This is a genomic window from Mycolicibacterium sp. XJ870 (assembly GCF_053483975.1).
Genome location: NZ_JBEFTI010000001.1, coordinates 59,129 through 77,564, shown reverse-complemented (window position 1 = coordinate 77,564; position 18,436 = coordinate 59,129). Strand labels below are relative to the sequence as shown.

Annotated in this window: 19 protein-coding genes; 4 read left to right on the top strand and 15 right to left on the bottom strand. The window is 66.8% G+C overall.

Annotation, left to right across the window (positions count from 1 at the left end; genetic code table 11):
• Positions 1-17: 17 nt before the first annotated feature.
• From ABQF30_RS00415 to ABQF30_RS00375, 9 genes are all read right to left on the bottom strand, one after another.
• A complete protein-coding gene (locus ABQF30_RS00415) occupies positions 18-245 on the bottom strand; it encodes a cell division/environmental response transcriptional regulator (protein WP_014876915.1) in 228 nt (75 codons plus the stop codon).
• Positions 246-383: 138 nt separating this feature from the next.
• A complete protein-coding gene (gene proC, locus ABQF30_RS00410; protein WP_448460088.1) occupies positions 384-1,244 on the bottom strand; it encodes a pyrroline-5-carboxylate reductase in 861 nt (286 codons plus the stop codon).
• A gap of 26 nt (positions 1,245-1,270) precedes the next feature.
• Positions 1,271-2,086 (bottom strand): thioesterase family protein, encoded by an 816-nt coding sequence (locus ABQF30_RS00405; RefSeq protein ID WP_448460086.1) that lies wholly within the window; start codon positions 2,084-2,086, stop codon positions 1,271-1,273.
• A 17-nt stretch (positions 2,087-2,103) separates the two neighbouring features.
• A complete protein-coding gene (locus tag ABQF30_RS00400; RefSeq protein WP_448460084.1) occupies positions 2,104-2,949 on the bottom strand; it encodes a sugar phosphate isomerase/epimerase family protein in 846 nt (281 codons plus the stop codon).
• Between the two features lie 38 nt (positions 2,950-2,987).
• Positions 2,988-4,067 carry an Rv0497 family membrane protein gene (locus ABQF30_RS00395; RefSeq protein ID WP_448460082.1) on the bottom strand — a complete coding sequence of 360 codons (1,080 nt, stop codon included), beginning with the start codon at positions 4,065-4,067 and terminating at the stop codon, positions 2,988-2,990.
• Between the two features lie 30 nt (positions 4,068-4,097).
• The gene (locus ABQF30_RS00390; protein WP_448460080.1) at positions 4,098-5,069 is read right to left on the bottom strand and encodes a Ppx/GppA family phosphatase; all 972 of its coding nucleotides are present in this window, start codon (positions 5,067-5,069) and stop codon (positions 4,098-4,100) included.
• 57 nt (positions 5,070-5,126) lie between these two features.
• The gene (gene prpB / locus ABQF30_RS00385) at positions 5,127-6,044 is read right to left on the bottom strand and encodes a methylisocitrate lyase (RefSeq protein ID WP_448463324.1); all 918 of its coding nucleotides are present in this window, start codon (positions 6,042-6,044) and stop codon (positions 5,127-5,129) included.
• Positions 6,041-7,558 (bottom strand): MmgE/PrpD family protein, encoded by a 1,518-nt coding sequence (locus ABQF30_RS00380; RefSeq protein WP_448460078.1) that lies wholly within the window; start codon positions 7,556-7,558, stop codon positions 6,041-6,043. The genes prpB and ABQF30_RS00380 overlap by 4 nt, the downstream gene beginning before the upstream one ends.
• Complete coding sequence (locus tag ABQF30_RS00375; protein ID WP_448460076.1) at positions 7,555-8,253, bottom strand: GntR family transcriptional regulator; 699 nt, start codon at positions 8,251-8,253, stop codon at positions 7,555-7,557. The genes ABQF30_RS00380 and ABQF30_RS00375 overlap by 4 nt, the downstream gene beginning before the upstream one ends.
• A 133-nt stretch (positions 8,254-8,386) precedes the next feature.
• Here ABQF30_RS00375 and ABQF30_RS00370 point away from each other — a divergent pair, with 133 nt between their 5' ends.
• The 4 genes from ABQF30_RS00370 (at position 8,387) to ABQF30_RS00355 (ending at position 12,327) form a co-directional block, all read left to right on the top strand.
• Positions 8,387-9,397 carry a Bug family tripartite tricarboxylate transporter substrate binding protein gene (locus tag ABQF30_RS00370; protein WP_448460074.1) on the top strand — a complete coding sequence of 337 codons (1,011 nt, stop codon included), beginning with the start codon at positions 8,387-8,389 and terminating at the stop codon, positions 9,395-9,397.
• Positions 9,397-9,906 (top strand): tripartite tricarboxylate transporter TctB family protein, encoded by a 510-nt coding sequence (locus ABQF30_RS00365; RefSeq protein WP_448460072.1) that lies wholly within the window; start codon positions 9,397-9,399, stop codon positions 9,904-9,906. The genes ABQF30_RS00370 and ABQF30_RS00365 overlap by 1 nt, the downstream gene beginning before the upstream one ends.
• Positions 9,906-11,447 carry a tripartite tricarboxylate transporter permease gene (locus ABQF30_RS00360; protein ID WP_448460070.1) on the top strand — a complete coding sequence of 514 codons (1,542 nt, stop codon included), beginning with the start codon at positions 9,906-9,908 and terminating at the stop codon, positions 11,445-11,447. Before ABQF30_RS00365 ends, ABQF30_RS00360 begins: the two co-directional genes overlap by 1 nt.
• A 112-nt stretch (positions 11,448-11,559) precedes the next feature.
• Complete coding sequence (locus tag ABQF30_RS00355; protein ID WP_448463322.1) at positions 11,560-12,327, top strand: DUF3109 family protein; 768 nt, start codon at positions 11,560-11,562, stop codon at positions 12,325-12,327.
• A gap of 26 nt (positions 12,328-12,353) precedes the next feature.
• On the opposite strand, the gene regX is transcribed toward ABQF30_RS00355, so the two are convergent.
• The 6 genes from regX to ABQF30_RS00325 form a co-directional block, all read right to left on the bottom strand.
• Positions 12,354-13,040: a two-component sensory transduction protein RegX gene (regX, locus tag ABQF30_RS00350; protein ID WP_448460068.1), complete on the bottom strand. Its 687-nt coding sequence runs from the start codon at positions 13,038-13,040 to the stop codon at positions 12,354-12,356.
• Positions 13,041-13,047: 7 nt separating this feature from the next.
• A complete protein-coding gene (locus tag ABQF30_RS00345; protein WP_448460066.1) occupies positions 13,048-14,223 on the bottom strand; it encodes a sensor histidine kinase in 1,176 nt (391 codons plus the stop codon).
• 133 nt (positions 14,224-14,356) lie between these two features.
• A complete protein-coding gene (locus ABQF30_RS00340) occupies positions 14,357-15,100 on the bottom strand; it encodes a phosphoglyceromutase (protein WP_448460064.1) in 744 nt (247 codons plus the stop codon).
• A gap of 49 nt (positions 15,101-15,149) precedes the next feature.
• The gene (locus ABQF30_RS00335; RefSeq protein WP_448460062.1) at positions 15,150-15,653 is read right to left on the bottom strand and encodes a type III secretion system chaperone family protein; all 504 of its coding nucleotides are present in this window, start codon (positions 15,651-15,653) and stop codon (positions 15,150-15,152) included.
• Complete coding sequence (mshA, locus tag ABQF30_RS00330) at positions 15,650-16,948, bottom strand: D-inositol-3-phosphate glycosyltransferase (RefSeq protein ID WP_448460060.1); 1,299 nt, start codon at positions 16,946-16,948, stop codon at positions 15,650-15,652. Before mshA ends, ABQF30_RS00335 begins: the two co-directional genes overlap by 4 nt.
• Positions 16,949-16,958: 10 nt before the next feature.
• A complete protein-coding gene (locus ABQF30_RS00325; RefSeq protein ID WP_448463320.1) occupies positions 16,959-18,257 on the bottom strand; it encodes an ROK family protein in 1,299 nt (432 codons plus the stop codon).
• Positions 18,258-18,436: the final 179 nt, after the last annotated feature.

Below are 18,436 nucleotides of genomic sequence, written 5' to 3'. Positions count from 1 at the left end.
CGGCTTTTGGACGTTGCTCAGCCGGCGTCGAAGTACGAGGTCTCCAGCAGATCGTGGACAGCCTTGGCGTGTACCCGGAACGATCGGCCCACCCGGACCGCAGGCAGCTCGCCGTTGTGCACCAACCGGTACACCGTCATCTTCGAGACCCTCATCAAGCTCGCCACCTCGGCGACTGTCAGAAATTGAGCTCGGGGCTGGCCGTCACCAGCGTCCCGCGCCGACGGCCCGTTCATAGACGTCATCGCAACCCAATCAATCAGGCACGGGCAGTTCCAGCGGCTTCCCCACCGCTGGCACCGACCCGCGCATACAAAGGGAGAATAGCGTGGCAGGTGGGGTTACTGCGACGGGTGTGGGCTAATCCATCGGAATTTATCTAATTACTCTGATGTAATTCCTAGCTGCTCAGAGCGCGTTTTCGCAGCCTCGACGGCGTTGGCGATCGCGGCCCGGAACCCCCCGCGCTCGAGTTCACGCAGCCCAGCGGCGGTTGTGCCGGCCGGCGAGGTCACCGTGGCGCGCAATTGGGCGGCGGTGGTGTTCAGCGCGGCACCGCCGGCCGCTTCGACCTCGTCGAGACGTTCCAGCAGCATCGCAGCCGAACCGGCCATGGTCTGCACCACCAGATCGGTGGACACCGCCCGCGACAGCCCGGCGTCCACGGCCGCGTCGACCAACGCCTCCACCATCAGGAAGAAGTACGCCGGACCCGAGCCTGAAACGGCCGTCACGGCGTCCAACTGCGATTCGGCGACGGTGATCACCCCACCGACCGCGTCGAAGATAGCGGACACCTCTTTGAGCTGATCAGGGGTGGCGAACCGGCCGGGCGCCAGTGCGCTCACCCCGCCGCCGACGACGACGGGCGCGTTGGGCATGACCCGGATGACGGGCGCGCCGGCAGGCAGCTTGGCCTCGTAGTAGGACGTGCTCACGCCGGCCGCGATGGTGACGAACACCTGCTCGGCCGCATCGGTCTCGGCGCGTGCGGCGGCCTCGGCGACCTCGTCGATGACCTGTTCGACGTCACTGGGCTTGACCGCGACGACGACATACGTGGCGTTCTCGGCCGCATCGGCGACCGAAGTCACCAGCACCGAATACTTTTCCGCCAGGAACTTCGCGCGGTCGGGATACTTCTCCGCGACCACCATGTCCTTGACTTGCCTGCCGGCCCGTAACAGCCCGGACAGCAACGCCTCGCCCATGCTGCCGCCGCCGATGATCGCGATTCTCGACATGGGCCACAGCATTACACGTCCCGCAGCTAGGAGCCCGCTGCGGGGACCATCGCGAGTTGGCGTGACTGCACGATGATTCGGCCCTCACAGTCGACCACGATGTGGTCCTCGTCGAACCAGTCCTGGCCGATCTGCACCGCGGTGCACATGACCCGCAGCCAGCCGTCGGCCGGCAGCCCACGCAGATAGGCCGTCAGCTGCACCGTGGGCGCCCAACCGGTGCGGTCCACGGCGAATGTGACCGGAGCCGACACGTCACCGCACAGAAGCGCGAACAGGACGTCGGGCGCGGCATCCTTGGGCCGTACCCAGTACTCGAAAACCGGTGGACCGCCATCGGTGCGCGGACCCAGCGTGTGCAGTGCGGGACGGATGTCGCAGCCGTGCGCCAGGTGCACGACGTGCTCCATCGGATGGCCGGGTCCGATCGGTTCGAGGCCGGGCGGCGGCTCGGGTGTCATCAACGGCACCACCGGGTTGAACGACAACAGCGGCGGGGCATGGTGTTCGGGCTCGCCGAGTGTCACCGACACCCGCACGGCGACCCGCTCACGTTGGACGAGTTCGACGTCCACCACGCTGATCCGGCGGCCCCGCTTGATCACCGTGGTGACCACACGCATCGGCCCCGGGTCCGGCGCCCACAGGAAATTGCCCGACACCGCGATGGGCTGGGCCGAGCCGCCGATCTCGGTGCGGGCCGCGTTGGCGCACAACGCGAGCATGGCGCCACCGTGCACCTTCGGACCGATGGTCCAGTGCTCGTTGAGGGCGCCGTCGTACACACCGTCGCCCGCGGGCGTCAGGGCCATGGCGTCGGTGAACAGGGTTGATCCCGGCATGTGGTGTCCTCGTGATTTCAGCGCAGCAGGTGCTTGCGGGCGAACTGCAGCGATTCGGTCAGCTGCACCTCACGTTCGGCGGCTGTCTTTGCCCCCGACGTGGTGACCTCAAGGATCACGTGACCGGCGAAACCGCCTCCGGCCAACATCTGGCACACCTCGGCAGTGGGCTGGGTGCCCCGCCCCGGAACCAGATGCTCGTCGGTGGATGAGCCCTTGCCGTCACACAGGTGCAGGTGCACCAGCCCGTCCCCCATCCGACGGGCCATGTCCAACGCATCCGTCCCCGCCGTGGCGGTATGGCTCAGGTCCAGCGTGTAGTGGGCATGGTTGCCGTCCAGCGGGTCGTAGGACGGCGCGAACGCGGAGATGCCGGGTCCAGGCCTACCCCCACGCTTACGCATCCGCTCGATGGACGTCTGCCCGGTCCCGAAGAACCGATCGGCGCGGAACGGGAACATGTTCTCCACCGCCACCATGACGTCGCTGCCCGCCTCCAGTTCGGCGACCTGATCGCTGAAGCCCTCGGCGTACCGCCGCTGCCACCGGAACGGCGGGTGCACCACGACGGTCTGCGCGCCCAACTCCTCGGCTGCACGCACGCTGCGCTCCAGCTTCGGGATCGGGTTGGCGCCCCACACCCGCTGCGAGATGAGCAGGCACGGCGCGTGAACGGACAGCACCGGCACGCCGTAATGGGCGGACATCTTGGCGACTGCCTCTACGTCCTGGCTGACCGATTCGGCCCACACCATGAGCTCGACGCCGTCGTAGCCGAGCCGGGCCGCGTATTCGAAGGCAGCCTCGGTCCTCAGCGGATAGACCGAAGCCGTGGACAGGCCGACCTTGATGGCTGGGCGCACAGAGTAATTGTGTAGGTAATTGTGTACTGGCGTACTAGCTAGCTCGCCTGCAGCAGCGCCAGCGGCCCGAAGGTGACCAGCGCCCCGACCGCGACCGCGGTCAGCGTGCTGCCGATGTCCTCGGTCTTGCGGACCACCCGAACGCCGCCTGCCAGACCGAGGATGACCAGCACGCCCAGCACGAGCGCGACGATGGTGTTCCACTTCCACAGCTGATCGAAGGCGATGAACAGACCGGCGCCGAAGAGAACCGCGAGGATGCACTGCCCGACGATCCAGGCGCCCCGTACGAGCGGCGAACCCTCGAATTCATCGGCGGTCTCATCTCGTTCACCGATCTCGTCGAACTCGTCGCGGTCGTCGACGCGGTCGATCGCGTCGGCGTCATCGTCGAGATCGACGTCCTCGGGACTGGGCCGCCCGCGGCGGGCGATGTCGTCAGCGACGGACTGACCGCCGAACAGCGGACCCAACGAGGAACCCCGGTAAGACCCGTCGGCCTCAGGATCCTCCGCGGGTTGAACCGATTTGGCGGAGCGCTTGGCCGTCGCGGCCTTGTCATCGTCGAGGCCGTCAGGGCGGCCGTCGTCGTGGCCCAGGTCGTCCAACGGGTCCGGACTCATCCGTTCGGCGCCGCTGCCGGTGGGTTTGAACGCACGCGGGGGGCGGGAGTACTGCGGGCGCCGCGACCGCGGCCGGAACTCCACCGGTTCCGGGTCGGCCTCGCGGGTTTGGAGGTGGGCGTCGTAGTCGGCTTCGGCCGCGTCGTTTCGCGCGAAATCAGCTGGAGCGTCGTCGTATGCCGCTTGCTCAGGCTCGGCGTCGGGCCGCGTCGAGGCTCCGGGGCGGCCGTTGCGCCCGCTGGGCCTGACGTCCACGGCCGCCACGACGGCGGTATCGATGAGCCCGGGATCGGGTTCGTCGCGAGCGTCGGGCGGATCGTCGCTGATGACCGGGATCTCCCCGGTGAGTTCCGCGACGGTTACCGAGTCGCTGTTACCGCGGCGTCGTCTGCGACGGCCGCCGACGGGCGGCGAACCGATCGTCCCGTTTTTTGCCAGCAACTCCGCGACCGATATCGGTCGGGTGCCGGTGTGGCTATCTTCTGGTCCTGTCATCCTGTGTTGCCTTTTGCGGCTAGGTATTCGTTAACGTCCGGCATCCCGCGCCGCTGCCTCTACCAGGGCGGTTCCGTCGGCCTCGCTGTCGAGCTTCCGCAGGATCAACCCCTCCCGCAGTGCCCAGGGGCAAATGTCGACGGAATCGACCTCCAGTGCTCGCATACTAGCTTCAGCTACCAAAGCACCGGCCACGATCTGTGGTGCCCGCTCGGCACTCACCCCTTCCAGTTCAGCACGGTCTGCCGTCGTCATCCTAGAGATGAAAGCTATGAGCTGTCTTAATCCAGTGGCCGTCACCGTCCGTTTGACGCGCGGACCGGCACCGGAGGGGGCGGCACCGGTGAGTCGGGCCAGTGAGCGGAAGGTTTTCGAGGTCGCCACCGCCAGATCCGGAGTCCCAGCCTTGAGCAAGGTGGCTCCCGGGTCGGCAAGCTCGTTCGCCAGCCAGTCCCGGAGCATCCCGACGCGCCGTCGGCCCGGCGGATCTTCGGGCAGCCACTCTCTGGTCAGCCGCCCCGCGCCGAACGGCAGCGACAACGCCACCTCGGGCTCTTCATCGACACCGTTGGACAATTCCAGCGAACCGCCGCCGATATCGATGTTGATGATCCGGCCGGCGCTCCAGCCATACCAGCGGCGTACCGCCAGAAACGTCAGCCGGGATTCGTCGACGCCGCTGAGCACCTGCAGCGAAACGCCGGTTTCGGCCAGCACCCTGGCCAGCACGTCCTCGGAGTTGGTGGCGTCGCGCACCGCCGAGGTGGCAAATGCCATGAGTTCCGCGCAACCCGAGCTGGTGGCGATCTTGGCGAACTCGTCGACCGTCTCGACAAGCTTGTCCGCACCCTTGCGGGTCAGCTTGCCGGAGTTGTCGATGGCCTCGGCCAACCGCAGCGCCGCCTTGGTCGAACTCATCGGGGTCGGATGGCCGCCGCGACGGGCGTCCACGACAAGTAGATGCACCGTGTTACTGCCCACGTCGAGCACGCCTAACCGCACGCCCACAACCTAACCGGTCTATCCAGTGCCTTTCCGAGCGGATCGCAGCCCGCGCCGTCAGTCCGCCACACGGAAGTTGAAGACAGATTCGTCGAACCGGTTGTAGCCCGGATAGTCGACCAGGTCATAGAGCTCGCGCCGGTGCTGCATCCGCCCCAGTTGGGCGGTGAGTGAACCGTCGGATTTCAAGGTGCGCAGCGCCTGTTCGGCGGCACCCATCGCCATCCTCAATAGCGAAACCGGCCAGATCACCACGTTCACGCCGACATCGCGCAGCTGATCTGTGGTGAACAGCTCGCTTTTGCCGAACTCGGTCATGTTGGCCAGCATCGGCACGTCGATGGCCGCGCGGACGGCCGCGAACTCGTCCAGCGACTCCAGCGCCTCCGGGAAGATCGCATCCGCGCCGGCGTCAACGAGCCGTTTGGCGCGTTCGATCGTCGCTGCCAGCCCGTCGACCGCCCGGATGTCGGTGCGCGCCATGATCACAAGATTCGGGTCACGCCGAGCATCGACGGCGGCGCGGATCCGCTGCATCGCGGTGGCGTCGTCGACGACCTGTTTGCCGTCGAGGTGACCGCACCGCTTCGGGTTGATCTGATCCTCGATGTGCAGAGCGGCCAGCCCGGAGTCCTCGAGTTCCTGCACCGTGCGGGCCACGTTCATGGGCGCACCGAAACCGGTGTCGGCGTCAGCGAGCGCGGGCAGTTCGGTGACGCGGGCGATCTGACGGGTACGCCCGGCAACCTCGCTGAGTGTGGTCAGGCCGATATCGGGCAGGCCGAGGTCGGCGCTGAGCACCGCCCCGGAAACATAGACACCGTCAAAGTCGGCACGCTCAATCAGCTTGGCGGACAACGGGTTGAACGCACCGGGGAACTGCAACAGCCGGCCCGACGCCAAGCGTTCGCGTAGGTTGGCCCGCTTCTCGGCAGATGTCGTCGTCGCATACAGCACGGTTTCCCCCTTTGTCAGAACAGTCCGCGGCGGCTGGGTGCGGGCAGCACGCCCGGCAGCGCCGTAAACGTCAACGCGCGCACCTCATCCGGCCCGAGTTCGGGCAGGCGCAGCGCGAGGCTGACAAACCGGTCCACCTCATCCGTACCTATGACCGGTACCGCCAGCCGGCGGAACTTCTCGACATACTCGTCGCGGCCAAACGGCCTGGCGCCTGCGGGATGTGCGTCGGCGACGCTGATCTCATCGACTATCTCGTTGCCGTCGGTCAGCGTCACCACCACCCGACCGCCGTACGACGCCTCGGCGCCCGCCGCGTGGTAACGCGCGGTCCAGCCGGCGTCTTCGACGGTCGAGATCTTGCGCCACAGCGCCACGGTGTCGGGCCGGCCGGCACGCTCGGGAGCGTACGACGTCTCGTGATGCCAGGCCCCGTCCTGCAGTGCCACCGCGAAGATGTACGGCAGCGAGTGATCCAGAGTTTCCCGCGACGCGCGCGGGTCGTACTTCTGCGGGTCGCCGGCGCCGGAACCGATGACATAGTGCGTGTGGTGCGACGTGTGGATCACGATACTGCGAACCCGCTGCGGGTCGGCCACTGCCGGATTTTCGCGTAACAGCTTGCGGGCCAAGTCAATCCACGCTTGCGCCTGATATTCGGCGGAGTGCTCTTTGGTATAGCTGGCCAGGATCGCCCGCTTCGGCTCACCCGGTTCGGGCAGCGGGACGTCATAGCCGGCCTCCGGTCCGTCCAGCAGCCAGGCGATTACGCCGTCCTCGCCTTCATAGATCGGTGACGGACTGGTCTGGCCACGCATTGCGCGGTCCACAGCCTCCACGGCGACCTTGCCTGCGAACGCGGGCGCGTAGGCCTTCCACGACGAGATCTCGCCCTTGCGGGATTGGCGGGTACTGGTTGTGGTGTGCAGGGCCTGACCGATTGCCTGGTAGATGACGTCGGCGGGCAGGCCGAGCAGCGTGCCGATACCGGCGGCGGCCGACGGCCCGAGGTGGGCGACGTGGTCGATCTTGTGCTTGTGCAGACTGATCGACCGGACCAGATCGATTTGCAACTCGTAGCCGGTGGCGATGCCGCGCACCAACGCAGCGCCGTCTGCGCCCGTGTGCTGTGCGACCGCAATGATCGGCGGGATGTTATCGCCGGGGTGGGAGTAGTCTTCGGCCAGGAAGGTGTCGTGAAAGTCCAACTCGCGCACCGCAACCCCGTTCGCGAACGCGGCCCATTCCGGGCTCACCCGGTCGAGGAGGTCCAGCCCGAAGACAGCCGCGCCCGCCCCACCCGAACTCGGTGGATGCGCGATGGCCGTCTCGCGCGCGGCCGACGGGGCCGAGCGAGCCACCGAAGCCGCCGCTACGGAAGCGTTGTCGAGGATGCGGTTGACGACCATGTCGGTGACGTCACCGTCCACCTCGACCGGGTCGGCGGCCACCTCGGCCATCGCCCAGGCGAGCTGATCCTCCCGGGCCAGGCCTTCCTCGCTGCGATGGACCCGGACGCGATGGTTCCTCATGTGGGGTGTTGCCCTTCCTGTATGTCGGCACCGAGGCCGGTGTAGTCGTGGCGGAAATGCTCGAGGCTGTTGTGCAGATGGACGTGGGTCGCATGCACGGCCAGTTCGCCGTCGCGGTTGGCGATCGCCGACGCGATGAGTGCGTGCTCAAGCGCCGATGCCGCCAGCCGGCCCGGCGACGCGCCGGCCTTCCTGCGCACCCGCGCCACGTGCGTGCGCAAGGTGTCGAGGGCGTCGACCAGATAGCCGTTGCCCGCTGCGACGTCGACGGACTGATCGAAGCGACGTATCAGCGCGTAGTAGTCGTCGACTTGCCGATCGGTGACGTCCAGGTCGAGCAGCGGAGTGTGCCAGGCCCGGAACTCTCGGGCGTATTGGTTGAACACGTCGGGGTCTGCGCGGCGGGCGGCCAGCTGGGCCGCCTGGGCCTCCAGGCAGGTCCGCATCTCGAACAGCGCGTCGATATCGCGATCGGAGACGTCGGTGACCACCGTCCCCCGGCCCTGCCCGTCGTCCAGCAGACCGTCGGCGACCAGCCGCCCGAAGGCCTCCCGGACCGGGGTACGTGATACCCCCAACCGCTCGGACTGTTCGACCTCGTAGAGCGTGGTACCAGGGCCGAGCACACCCTCGAGAATCTCGGCCCGTAGCTGCTCGTAAGCGCGGGCCGCCGCGCTGGAAGGCTTCGATGCCACGGGGCTCAGTGTATACACAGCTTCGGAATATCCTTTGATTACATGGATTTTCCCCGCAATCCATTGCGACGTTGCCCACTTATGTATACGTTCAGCCTGTTAGACAGCGCCGTCAGCCCCAGGAGGGATCTCCATGCGAACCCCACGTCTCGCCGCCACCGCCGTAGCGGCCGTGCTTGCCCTCGCCGCTTGCAGCGGCAACACCGACTCAGGCTCGGACGGTGCGGCCGCCGGCGACTTCCAGCCGCTGGCGCGCGTCGAGATCATCGCCCCCGCGGCACCCGGAAGCGGGTGGGATCAGACGGCACGGGCGGTGCAGGAATCTCTGCGGGGGGCCGACCTGGCCCGCAGTGTCGAAGTCAAGAACGTGCCGGGCGCCTCGGGCACCGTCGCACTTGCCCAGGTGGCACCACAGCGTGGAAAACGTGACCTGCTCATCGCATCGGGCTTGGCGATGATGAGCGGGATCGTCACCAACGGCACGGCGGTCACCCTCGATGACCTCACTCCCCTCGCCCGCGTCGTCGGCGAGTACGAGGTGATCGTGGTGCCCAAGGACGTGCCGTTCAACAACGCCGATGAACTTTTCGCCGCGATCAAGGCCAACCCCAAATCGGTTGCCATTGCCGGGGGTTCGGCCGGGAGCGCCGATCACATCTTCATCGGCCTGCTGGCCCAGCACTACGGCGTCAAACCGTCCGACGTCAACTACGTTCCATACAGCGGTGGCGGCGAGGCAACGACGGCACTGCTGGGCGGCAAGGTCCAGGCCGGTGTGGCCGGGCTCAACGAGTTCTCCGAACAGATCAAGACCGGCAACCTCAAAGGCATTCTGATCTCGTCGCTCGACCAGGTCGAGGGCACGACGTTCGCGCAGACCGCCGGGGATATCGATCCGGCCCTGGAGTTCCAGAATTGGCGCTCGGTCATGGCCCCCGCCGGCATCGACAACGACCTGAAGACCCAGTACATCGAGGCACTCACGCGGATGCACGACTCCGCGGAATGGACGGAACTGGTCAAGAACAACGGCTGGACCGACAACTTCCTGGCCGGCGACGAGTTCGCGACCTGGCTCGGCCAGGAGACCGATCGAGTGCAGAAGGTGCTCACCGAACTCGGCTTGGCCAAGCAGGCAGGCTAGTGACTGCCGAACCAAACGTCGTTTCGCGCCACCGAGCGATCCCGTGGGGCGAGTGGACGGTGACAGTCGCCCTGCTGGGCATCGGTGTCGTGGTGTTGCTCGACGGCCTGCATCAGCCGGTGTCCACCTCGGCGTCCGGCGTTGGTGCCGGATTCATGCCGAAAGTGGTCGGCGTGTTGCTGATCGCGTTGTCGGTGGCCTTGATGGTCCAGATAGGACGTGGCAACCTCGGCCGACCGGACGAGGCAGAAGGCGACGTGGACGTTCGGAGCACCCGGTGGGTGCCGCTGGCCACGTGTATCGCCGCGGCGGCGGTGTTCATCGTCGGCGTTGAATCACTCGGCTACGTCATCGTCAGCTCGATCGCGTTCTGGCTGACCGCGTGGGCCCTTGGTGCGCGCCATGTCGTGCGCACCGCGGGGATCGGGATCGCGCTGTCGTTGATCATTTATCTGTCCTTCACGCAGCTGCTCGACATCTCGCTGCCGGCCGGAATCCTGGGCTTCTGATGTCGGGTATCGAAGGACTGCTGCATGGGCTGTCGCTGGCGATCACGCCAGAGAGCCTGATGTTCGCGCTACTCGGCACGGTGGTCGGCACCCTCATCGGTGTGTTGCCCGGCATCGGTCCGGCGCTGACCATCGCGCTGCTGCTGCCGCTGACCTACGGCCTGGAACCGCAGTATGCGTTCATCATGTTCGCCGGTATCTACTACGGCGCCATGTACGGCGGCTCAACCACGTCGATCCTGCTCAAGACGCCCGGCGAATCCGGGTCGGTGATCACGGCCATCGACGGCAACAAGATGGCTCGGAATGGCCGCGGCGCAGCGGCGCTGGCCACGGCCGCCATCGGATCGTTCGTCGCCGGGACCATCGCGACTGTGCTGCTCGCCTTCTTCGCGCCGTGGATGGTCAGTATCGCCGTGAAGCTCGGTGCCCCGGACTACTTCGCCCTGATGGTCGTCGCGTTCCTGACGGTGAGCGCGCTGGTCGGGTCGTCACCGTTGCGCGGCATGGTCTCGATGGCGCTGGGCCTCGTTGTCGGTCTCATCGGGATCGACTTCCAAAGCGGCCAGCAGCGCCTGGTATTCGACCAGGTGGCTTTGCTCGACGGCATCGACACAGTGGTGTTGATAGTCGCGCTGTTCGCGATGGGCGAGGTGCTTTACGTTGCGGCGCATCAAGTTTCGAGCCACTTCGACGTGCTCGCGCTGAACAAGGGCGCGAAGTGGATGACCCGCGCGGACTGGGCGCGCTCATGGAAGCCGTGGCTGCGCGGAACCAGCGTGGGCTTCCCGCTCGGCGTCATCCCGGCGGGCGGCTCGGAGATACCCACGTTCCTGTCCTATGCGATGGAGCGGCGGCTGTCCAAGCACAAAAATGAATTCGGCAACGGGGCCATCGAAGGGGTGGCAGGCCCCGAGGCAGCCAACAATGCGAACGCGGCGGGCACCCTGGTGCCGTTGTTGACGCTCGGCATCCCCACTTCGGCGACCGCCGCGGTCATCCTTGTCGCGTTCCAGCAATACGGCATCCAGCCTGGACCGCAGCTGCTGGACACTGAATCGACGCTCGTGTGGGGGCTCATCGCGAGCTTGATCATCGCCAACGTCATTTTGCTGGCGCTGAACCTGCCGCTGGTCGGGCTGTGGGTGAAGATCCTCGAGATCCCCAAGCCATACCTGTTCGCCGGGATCATGACGTTCGCGCTGCTCGGCACGTACGCCGTCAACGGCTCGACCTTCGACGTGCTGGTGCTGCTTGTGCTCGGCGGGCTCGGCTATCTCATGCGCCGGTTCGGATTCCCGATCTCGCCGATGATCGTCGGGGCGATCCTGGGGCCGCTGGCCGAGGTGCAGTTGCGCCGCGCACTCGACATTGCCGGCGGCGACGTGCTCACGCTGGTGAGCACACCGTTCACCATTGTGGTCTACGTGACACTGGTGGCGGCCCTGGTGGGCGGATATCTGCTGCGCCGCCGGACTTCACGGGACGTCGAGCTATTGGCGACCGAAGCCGAGAACGAAACGAGCGCGCGGCAGGCTTGACTCGATCCGGGTGTCCGTGGGAGGTAGCGTTGGCGGCGTGACAGGTGTCGGCGATGAGCGCTCGCGCGAAGAGCAGACCACGAATGATGAGCGCTCGCGCGAAGAGCAGACCGTGAGGCCGGGCGAAGTGGAGCTCGATTTCGCCCGTGAGTGGGTCGAGTTCTACGACCCCGACGACGCGGACCATCTCATCGCCGCCGACATGACGTGGCTGCTGTCCCGCTGGACATGTGTGTTCGGCACGCCGGCATGCCAAGGCACCGTGGCCGGCCGGCCCGACGACGGATGCTGCTCGCACGGCGCCTTCCTGTCCGACGACGACGACCGCGCCAAGCTGGACGATGCGGTCAAGCAACTGACCGACGACGATTGGCAGTTCCGCGAAAAGGGCCTGGGCAGAAAGGGTTACCTCGAGGACGACGAATACGACGGCAAGCCCAACCTGCGCACCCGCAAGTACAAGGGCGCCTGCATCTTTCTGAATCGGCCCGGCTTCCGGTCCGGGATCGGCTGTGCCCTGCACAGCAAGGCGCTCAAGCTCGGCGTCGAGCCGCTGACGATGAAGCCGGACGTGTGCTGGCAGCTGCCGATCCGCCGGAGCCAAGACTGGGTGACCCGGCCGGACGGCACGCAGATACTCAAGACGGTCATCACCGAGTACGACCGGCGAGGCTGGGGCGAGGGCGGTGCCGACCTGCACTGGTACTGCACCGGGGATCCGGCCGCCCATGTCGGTGCGCGCCAGGTGTGGGAGACCTATGCGCCGGAGCTGACCGAACTTCTCGGCGAGAAGGCCTACGCCGAACTGGCCGCAATGTGCAAGCGCCGCAGCAGTTTAGGGCTGATCGCCGTGCACCCGGCCACTCGCGCCGCCGAGTAGTTCACCCTCCCGCGAGCAGACGAAGGTCAGCCCTCGAGCTTGTAGCCCAGCCCGCGGACGGTGACCAGATGCACCGGATTTGCCGGGTCGGCCTCGATCTTGGATCGCAGCCGTTTGACGTGTACGTCGAGAGTCTTGGTGTCCCCGACATAATCCGCACCCCAGACCCGGTCGATGAGCTGGCCCCGGGTGAGCACCCGCCCGCTGTTGCGCATCAGGTACTCCAGCAGGTCGAACTCCTTGAGCGGCAACGTGATCTGCTCACCGTTGACGCTGACCACATGGCGCTCGACGTCCATCCGGACCGGGCCGGCCTCCAGCACACCGTCGGCGATCCCGTTGTCGTCGTTGTCGGCCCCGCGGCGCAGTACCGCACGGATCCGGGCGATCAGCTCGCGGGCCGAATACGGCTTGGTGACATAGTCGTCGGCGCCGAGTTCCAGCCCGACGACCTTGTCGATCTCACTGTCGCGGGCCGTCACCATGATCACCGGCACGCTGGAGCGGGCCCGCAACTGCTTGCAGACATCGGTTCCGCTCATCCCTGGCAGCATCAGGTCCAACAGCACGATGTCGGCACCGGAGCGCTCGAACTCGGCCAGGGCCGACGGGCCGTCGACCACCACGGTGGCCTCGAAGCCTTCCTTGCGGAGCAGGAATGCCAACGGATCGGCCAGCGACTCCTCGTCCTCAACGATCAACACGCTGGTCATCGTTTCGTTAATCCTCTCGTTCGTCTGGGTCTTTGGTATCGGGGTAGGCCGGGATCGACAACGTGAATGTCGACCCCGTTCCCGGCTGACTCCACAGCCGGATGGTTCCGTTGTGATTGGCGGCGACGTGCTTGACGATCGCCAGACCGAGGCCGGTCCCGCCGGTAGCACGCGAGCGGGCCTTGTCCACGCGGAAAAAGCGCTCGAAAACCCGCTCCTGGTCAGCCTTGTCGATCCCGATGCCACGGTCGGTAACCGCGATCTCGACGCTGCCGCCCCGCCGTCGGCGGCTGACCGATATGCCGGACCCGTTGGGCGAGTATGCAATTGCATTGGAGACCAGATTGGCGATGGCCGTCACCAGCAGCGCCTCGTCGCCGAGGACACGGTAGCCGGTCGGCGCGTCGGTGTTGATCCCGATCTCGGCGTTGTCGGCGGCCACCTTGTGCCGGGACAGCGCTTCGGCCACCACGGTGTCGACATCGACGGCGTCGAGATCCGGCAGCCGTTCACCGCCCTGCAACCGGGACAGCTCGATCAGCTCGCCGACCATGTCGGCCAGCCGGTGAGATTCAGCGACCATCTTGTCGGCGAACCGGCGCACCGTATCGGGGTCGTCGGCCGAGGCCAGCAACGCTTCGGCTAGCACTCCCATCGCGCCGACGGGGGTTTTCAGCTCATGACTGACATTGGCCACGAAATCGCGCCGCGTGGCCTCCATGCGCGCATGCTCGGACTGGTCGTCGACGTAGACCACGGCAAAGCGGCCGTCGTCGTCGGCGAGCAACCGCACCTCGCCACGCACCGAGATGCCGGACCGCCCCGGGTGGGTCACCTTGCGTGGTGACAGATCGACCTGGATGTTCTGGCCTGTGGCGAACACCTGCTCGGCGGCCCGCCAGGCCCGGTCGTCGAGCAGCCGATCCCGCACGACGCCCAGCTCACCGGCCCGGTCGTTGGCGTAGACCACGTCATTGAAGGTGTCGACAACCACGATTCCCGTCGGGGACAGCGACACGATGTGCTGGAGCATCTGCGAGACGGTCATGCCTGCCTCGTCCACTTCGCGGCGTCGCCGTCGGGCAACGATGCGGGGCGCCACTGCTGCGCCGACGCCGGCTCCGACGATCAGCCCGAGCAACGCCACGACCGCCGTCAGCAGTAACGCCGACACCAAGCTCACGCGAAAATCGTACGCACCCGGTGAACGTCATCCCAGCAGCGTGCGGCCAAAACGGTACATGTCACACGACCAAACACAGGAGTTCGGTTGCCGTTAACCCTGCGTAACCCTGCGTTCGCCGAATGGCCCCGGCCTAAGACTTCGCCCCCTGGGCCGCGACGGCGGCCGCGCCCGCGGCGGCCGCCTCGGGATCCAGGTACTGACCGCCGATGACCAGCGGTTTGAGGTCCTCGTCGAGTTCGTAGACCAGCGGGATACCGGTCGGAATGTTCAGGCCGACCACATCCGCGTCGGACATTCCGTCCAGGTACTTCACCAACGCGCGCAGCGAGTTGCCGTGCGCGGCGAGCAGCACGGTTTTGCCGGCCTGCAGGTCAGGCACGATCGTGCCCTCGTAGTACGGCACAAACCGCTCGACCACGTCTTTCAGGCATTCGGTCAACGGCCCGCCGTTGATGTCGGCATACCGCGGGTCGGCATCCTGGCTGTACTGACTGCCCTTCTCGATGGGCGGCGGCGGCGTGTCGTAGCTGCGCCGCCAGGCCATGAACTGCTCGTCGCCGTACTTGGCCTTGGTCTCGGCCTTGTCCAGGCCCTGCAGCGCGCCGTAGTGCCGTTCGTTGAGCCGCCAATCCCGGTGCACCGGGATCCAGTGCCGGTCGGCCTTGTCCAACGCCAGGTTCGCGGTGTTGATCGCACGGCGCAGCAGAGAGGTGTACACCACGTCGGGCAGCACACCCTGCTCTGCGATCAGTTCGCCACCGCGCACTGCCTCCGCCCGCCCCTTGTCGGTGAGGTCGACATCGACCCAGCCGGTGAACAGGTTCTTCTGGTTCCAGTCGGACTCGCCGTGGCGGAGCAGGATCAGGGTCGGCATCTGTGGTCTTCCTCCTCGCGTGCGGGAAATGAAATCTTCGCATGAATCGTCAGTCGTCGATCAAGTGCTCGAAGGCCTTCAGATTCTTCAGCGACTCGCCGCGCGACACCCGCCACTCCCATTCCTTCTGAATGGACGACCGAAAACCCAACTCCAGCAGCGTGTTGAAGTCCGAATCGACGGCTTCGAGCACCTGCCCTAGCACGCGGTCGATCTCGTCGGGAGTGACCGAATTCAACGCCATCCGGCCGACCAGGTAGATGTCTCCGAGGTTGTCGAGGGTATAGGCGACGCCGTAGAGACGACGGTTGCGTTTGAGCAGGAACCGGTAGACGCCCTCGAAGTTCTCGTCGGGTTTGCGGCAGACGAACGCCTCGATACGCACCGAGTGTTTTCCGATGCTCAGGATGGTGTTGGTCACCAGGCGGCGCTCACCGGGAAGTTCGACGACGATGCCGGGCAGACCACCGCGCACACCTTCGTGATGGTGGTAGACCAACCCGTGCTCGTCGAGCGTCTCCACGATCAGGTCCCGGATGGCCGGTTGGGTCACGCCCGTACACCTCGCCGCATCGAGAAGCGACGTACCGAGCGGCGGGTCGCGTGCCTTGGATGCCGCGACCGGTAGTCGCTCATCGCGTGCGAGTAGCTGGCCAACAACGCGTCGACCGTATGCGCCCAGGAGAACCTGTCGGCGTGTGCCACTGCGGCCCGGCTCAGCGCGTCAGGGTCCCGCTGCAGCACCGAATCGATCGCGGCGGCCCAGTGGTCCACATCGTGGCCGTCGACCAGAACACCGCTGACCCCGTCGGCCACCGCGACGGGAAGCCCTCCGACCGCCGCGGCCACCACGGGGGTGCCGCAGGCCTGCGCCTCGACGGCCACCAGGCCGAACGATTCCGAGTAGCTCGGCACCGCGACCAGATCGGCGGCCCGGTACACGTTGACCAGTTGCTCGCGGGACTGCGGCGGCAGGAATGTCACCCGATCGGTGATACCCAGCTCGTCGGCGAGCCGAACCAGGGTGTCCGGCTCGGCCAGTCCGGACCCCGACGGTCCGCCGGCCACAAGTACCCGCAAGCCGGGCAGCTTGGCGGCCGCCCGCAGCAGGATGTCGGGGGCCTTGAGCGGCTGGATACGGCCGACGAACGCGACGATACGTTCGTCGGCGCCAAGGCCCAGCACGGCCCGCGCGGCCTGGCGCGATCCGGGGGTGAATACATCGAGATCCACCCCTGGGTGAACCACGTCGATGCGGTCCGGATCCGCGTGGTGCAACGAAACCAGTTGTTGTGCTTCATGTTCGGTGTTGACGATCAGCCGGTCAGCTTCGTCGACCACCTGCTGCTCGCCGACCGCGCGTAACGGCGGCTCGGGCGAGTCACCTTCGGCCAGCGCTGCGTTCTTGACCGCCGCGAGCGTGTGCGCGGTGTGCACGAGTGGCACCGCCCAGCGATCCCTTGCCAGCCAGCCGACCTGACCGGACAGCCAGTAATGCGAATGCACGATGTCGTAGTAGCCGGGTTCGTGGGTGGCCTCGGCGCGCAACACGCCCGCGGTGAAAGCGCACAGCTGGGTGGGCAGATCGTTCTTGTCCAGACCCTCGAACGGCCCCGCAACGACATTGCGCACCAGCACTCCGGGTGCGACGGGCACTACCGGTGCGTCGGCCGACGAGGTGGCCCTGGTGAACACTTCCACTTCGACACCGCGGCGGGCCAGTTGCAGTGCGGTCTGCAGCACGTAGACGTTCATCCCGCCGGCGTCACCGGTGCCCGGCTGCGCCAACGGGGAAGTGTGCACTGACAGCACCGCGACGCGGCGTGGGGCCTCTGTTGCTAGACGCACACAGTCATGTCTACACCGCTGCCGATCGGCGAGTTTGAGCGCGCCGCATGGCACCGATCGGATCGGCATACAGTCCGCCGAGCGACACGATGCCTGCACTGGCCTCCTGAACGCGATTCCCGAAGGCGGTCAGCCGAATATCGCGTGATCCCAGCACCGAGCGCCGCTCGAAAGCGGCCTCGACCAACGGCATACCTTCGGGATACTCGGTGAACGCCTGGCCGCCGACCACCAGGTCGTCGGGGTTGAGTAGGTCCCGCAGCAGCGCAACGGCTTCGCCGAGCACCCTGGCCCGGTCCGCGAGCAGCTCGACTGCCTGCGGATTGCCCTGGCGCGCCGCACGCAACACCACGGGCAGCGTCGAGTTCGGGCCGTCGGCAGGCACGATCCGCAGCTTGCGGGCCGCCGTCAGCACCGCCTCGTCACTCACGGTGGATTCCAATTGCCCTGTGCCGCCGAGCAGTTCGGACTGCGCAGGCAGACCTGCGATGGTGCCGGGACCGCTGGCCGGGGAGTGCACGCGGCCGTCGATCGACAATGCGTAGCCGACGGTTTCGCGCGCGTAGACGTACAGGCTGGTCCTGGCCGGGGCGCCGGCGGCCTCGGGCCTACGCCCGCCCAGCAGCAACTCCGCCCCCGCCATCGCGTCCACGTGGGAGGCCAGTGACACCGGCAGCCCCAACGCCTCGGCGAGCACGGGGCCGACCGGGGCATCGTTCCAGCCCAACCGCGGATGGTCGAGGTATCCGGTGTTGCTGTCGACGACACCACCCGCCGCGACACCGACCCACAGCGGACGGCGGCGGTGCCAGCGGCTCAGGTACCGGCGCGCGCTGGATGCCAGTGTGGCCAGCGCCGCAGACTGCGCCCCCGATGGGGTGGGGGTTTCGACCACGTCGAGGGTGCGGCCGAACAGGTCCGTGGCCACGATGCTGGTGGTCCTGGCACCGATATGGATGCCCAGCGTGAGGAACGGTTCATGGTTGACCTCGACCGGAACCCGCGGCCGCCCAATCGCGCCCGATACCGCGAGGTCGGCCCGTTCTCGCAGAACGCCGGCCTCAAGCAGGGCGGTGACCTGCCGGTTCACCGTCGCAATGCTCAGGTCGGTGTGCTGGGCGATGACGTCACGAGCGACCGGTCCGCGCATGCGTACGGCACTGAACACCGACGCGGCGGCGGCGTCGGGGACTTTGAGCGAGGGGGCGACGATGTGCAGCAGCCTCGACTGGGGGTAACGCGCACCGGTCGCGCGGTTGGTGCGAGCGCCCGTCCGGGCGGTGCGGCGAACAGGTGCGGCAGTGGCGATTGTCACGAAAGATGTCCTTACTGGCGGTCGGCTGGTGGGTCGGGGCCACACCTGGCGACTCGGCAGGACAGCGAATATGTCCGGGGTTCAGTCAGGGGCGGCGGGGTGCGCAACAACAACACGCACGCCGCGCGATGACGAACTGAGAACTCCGGGACACATCACGAACTTAGCACGCC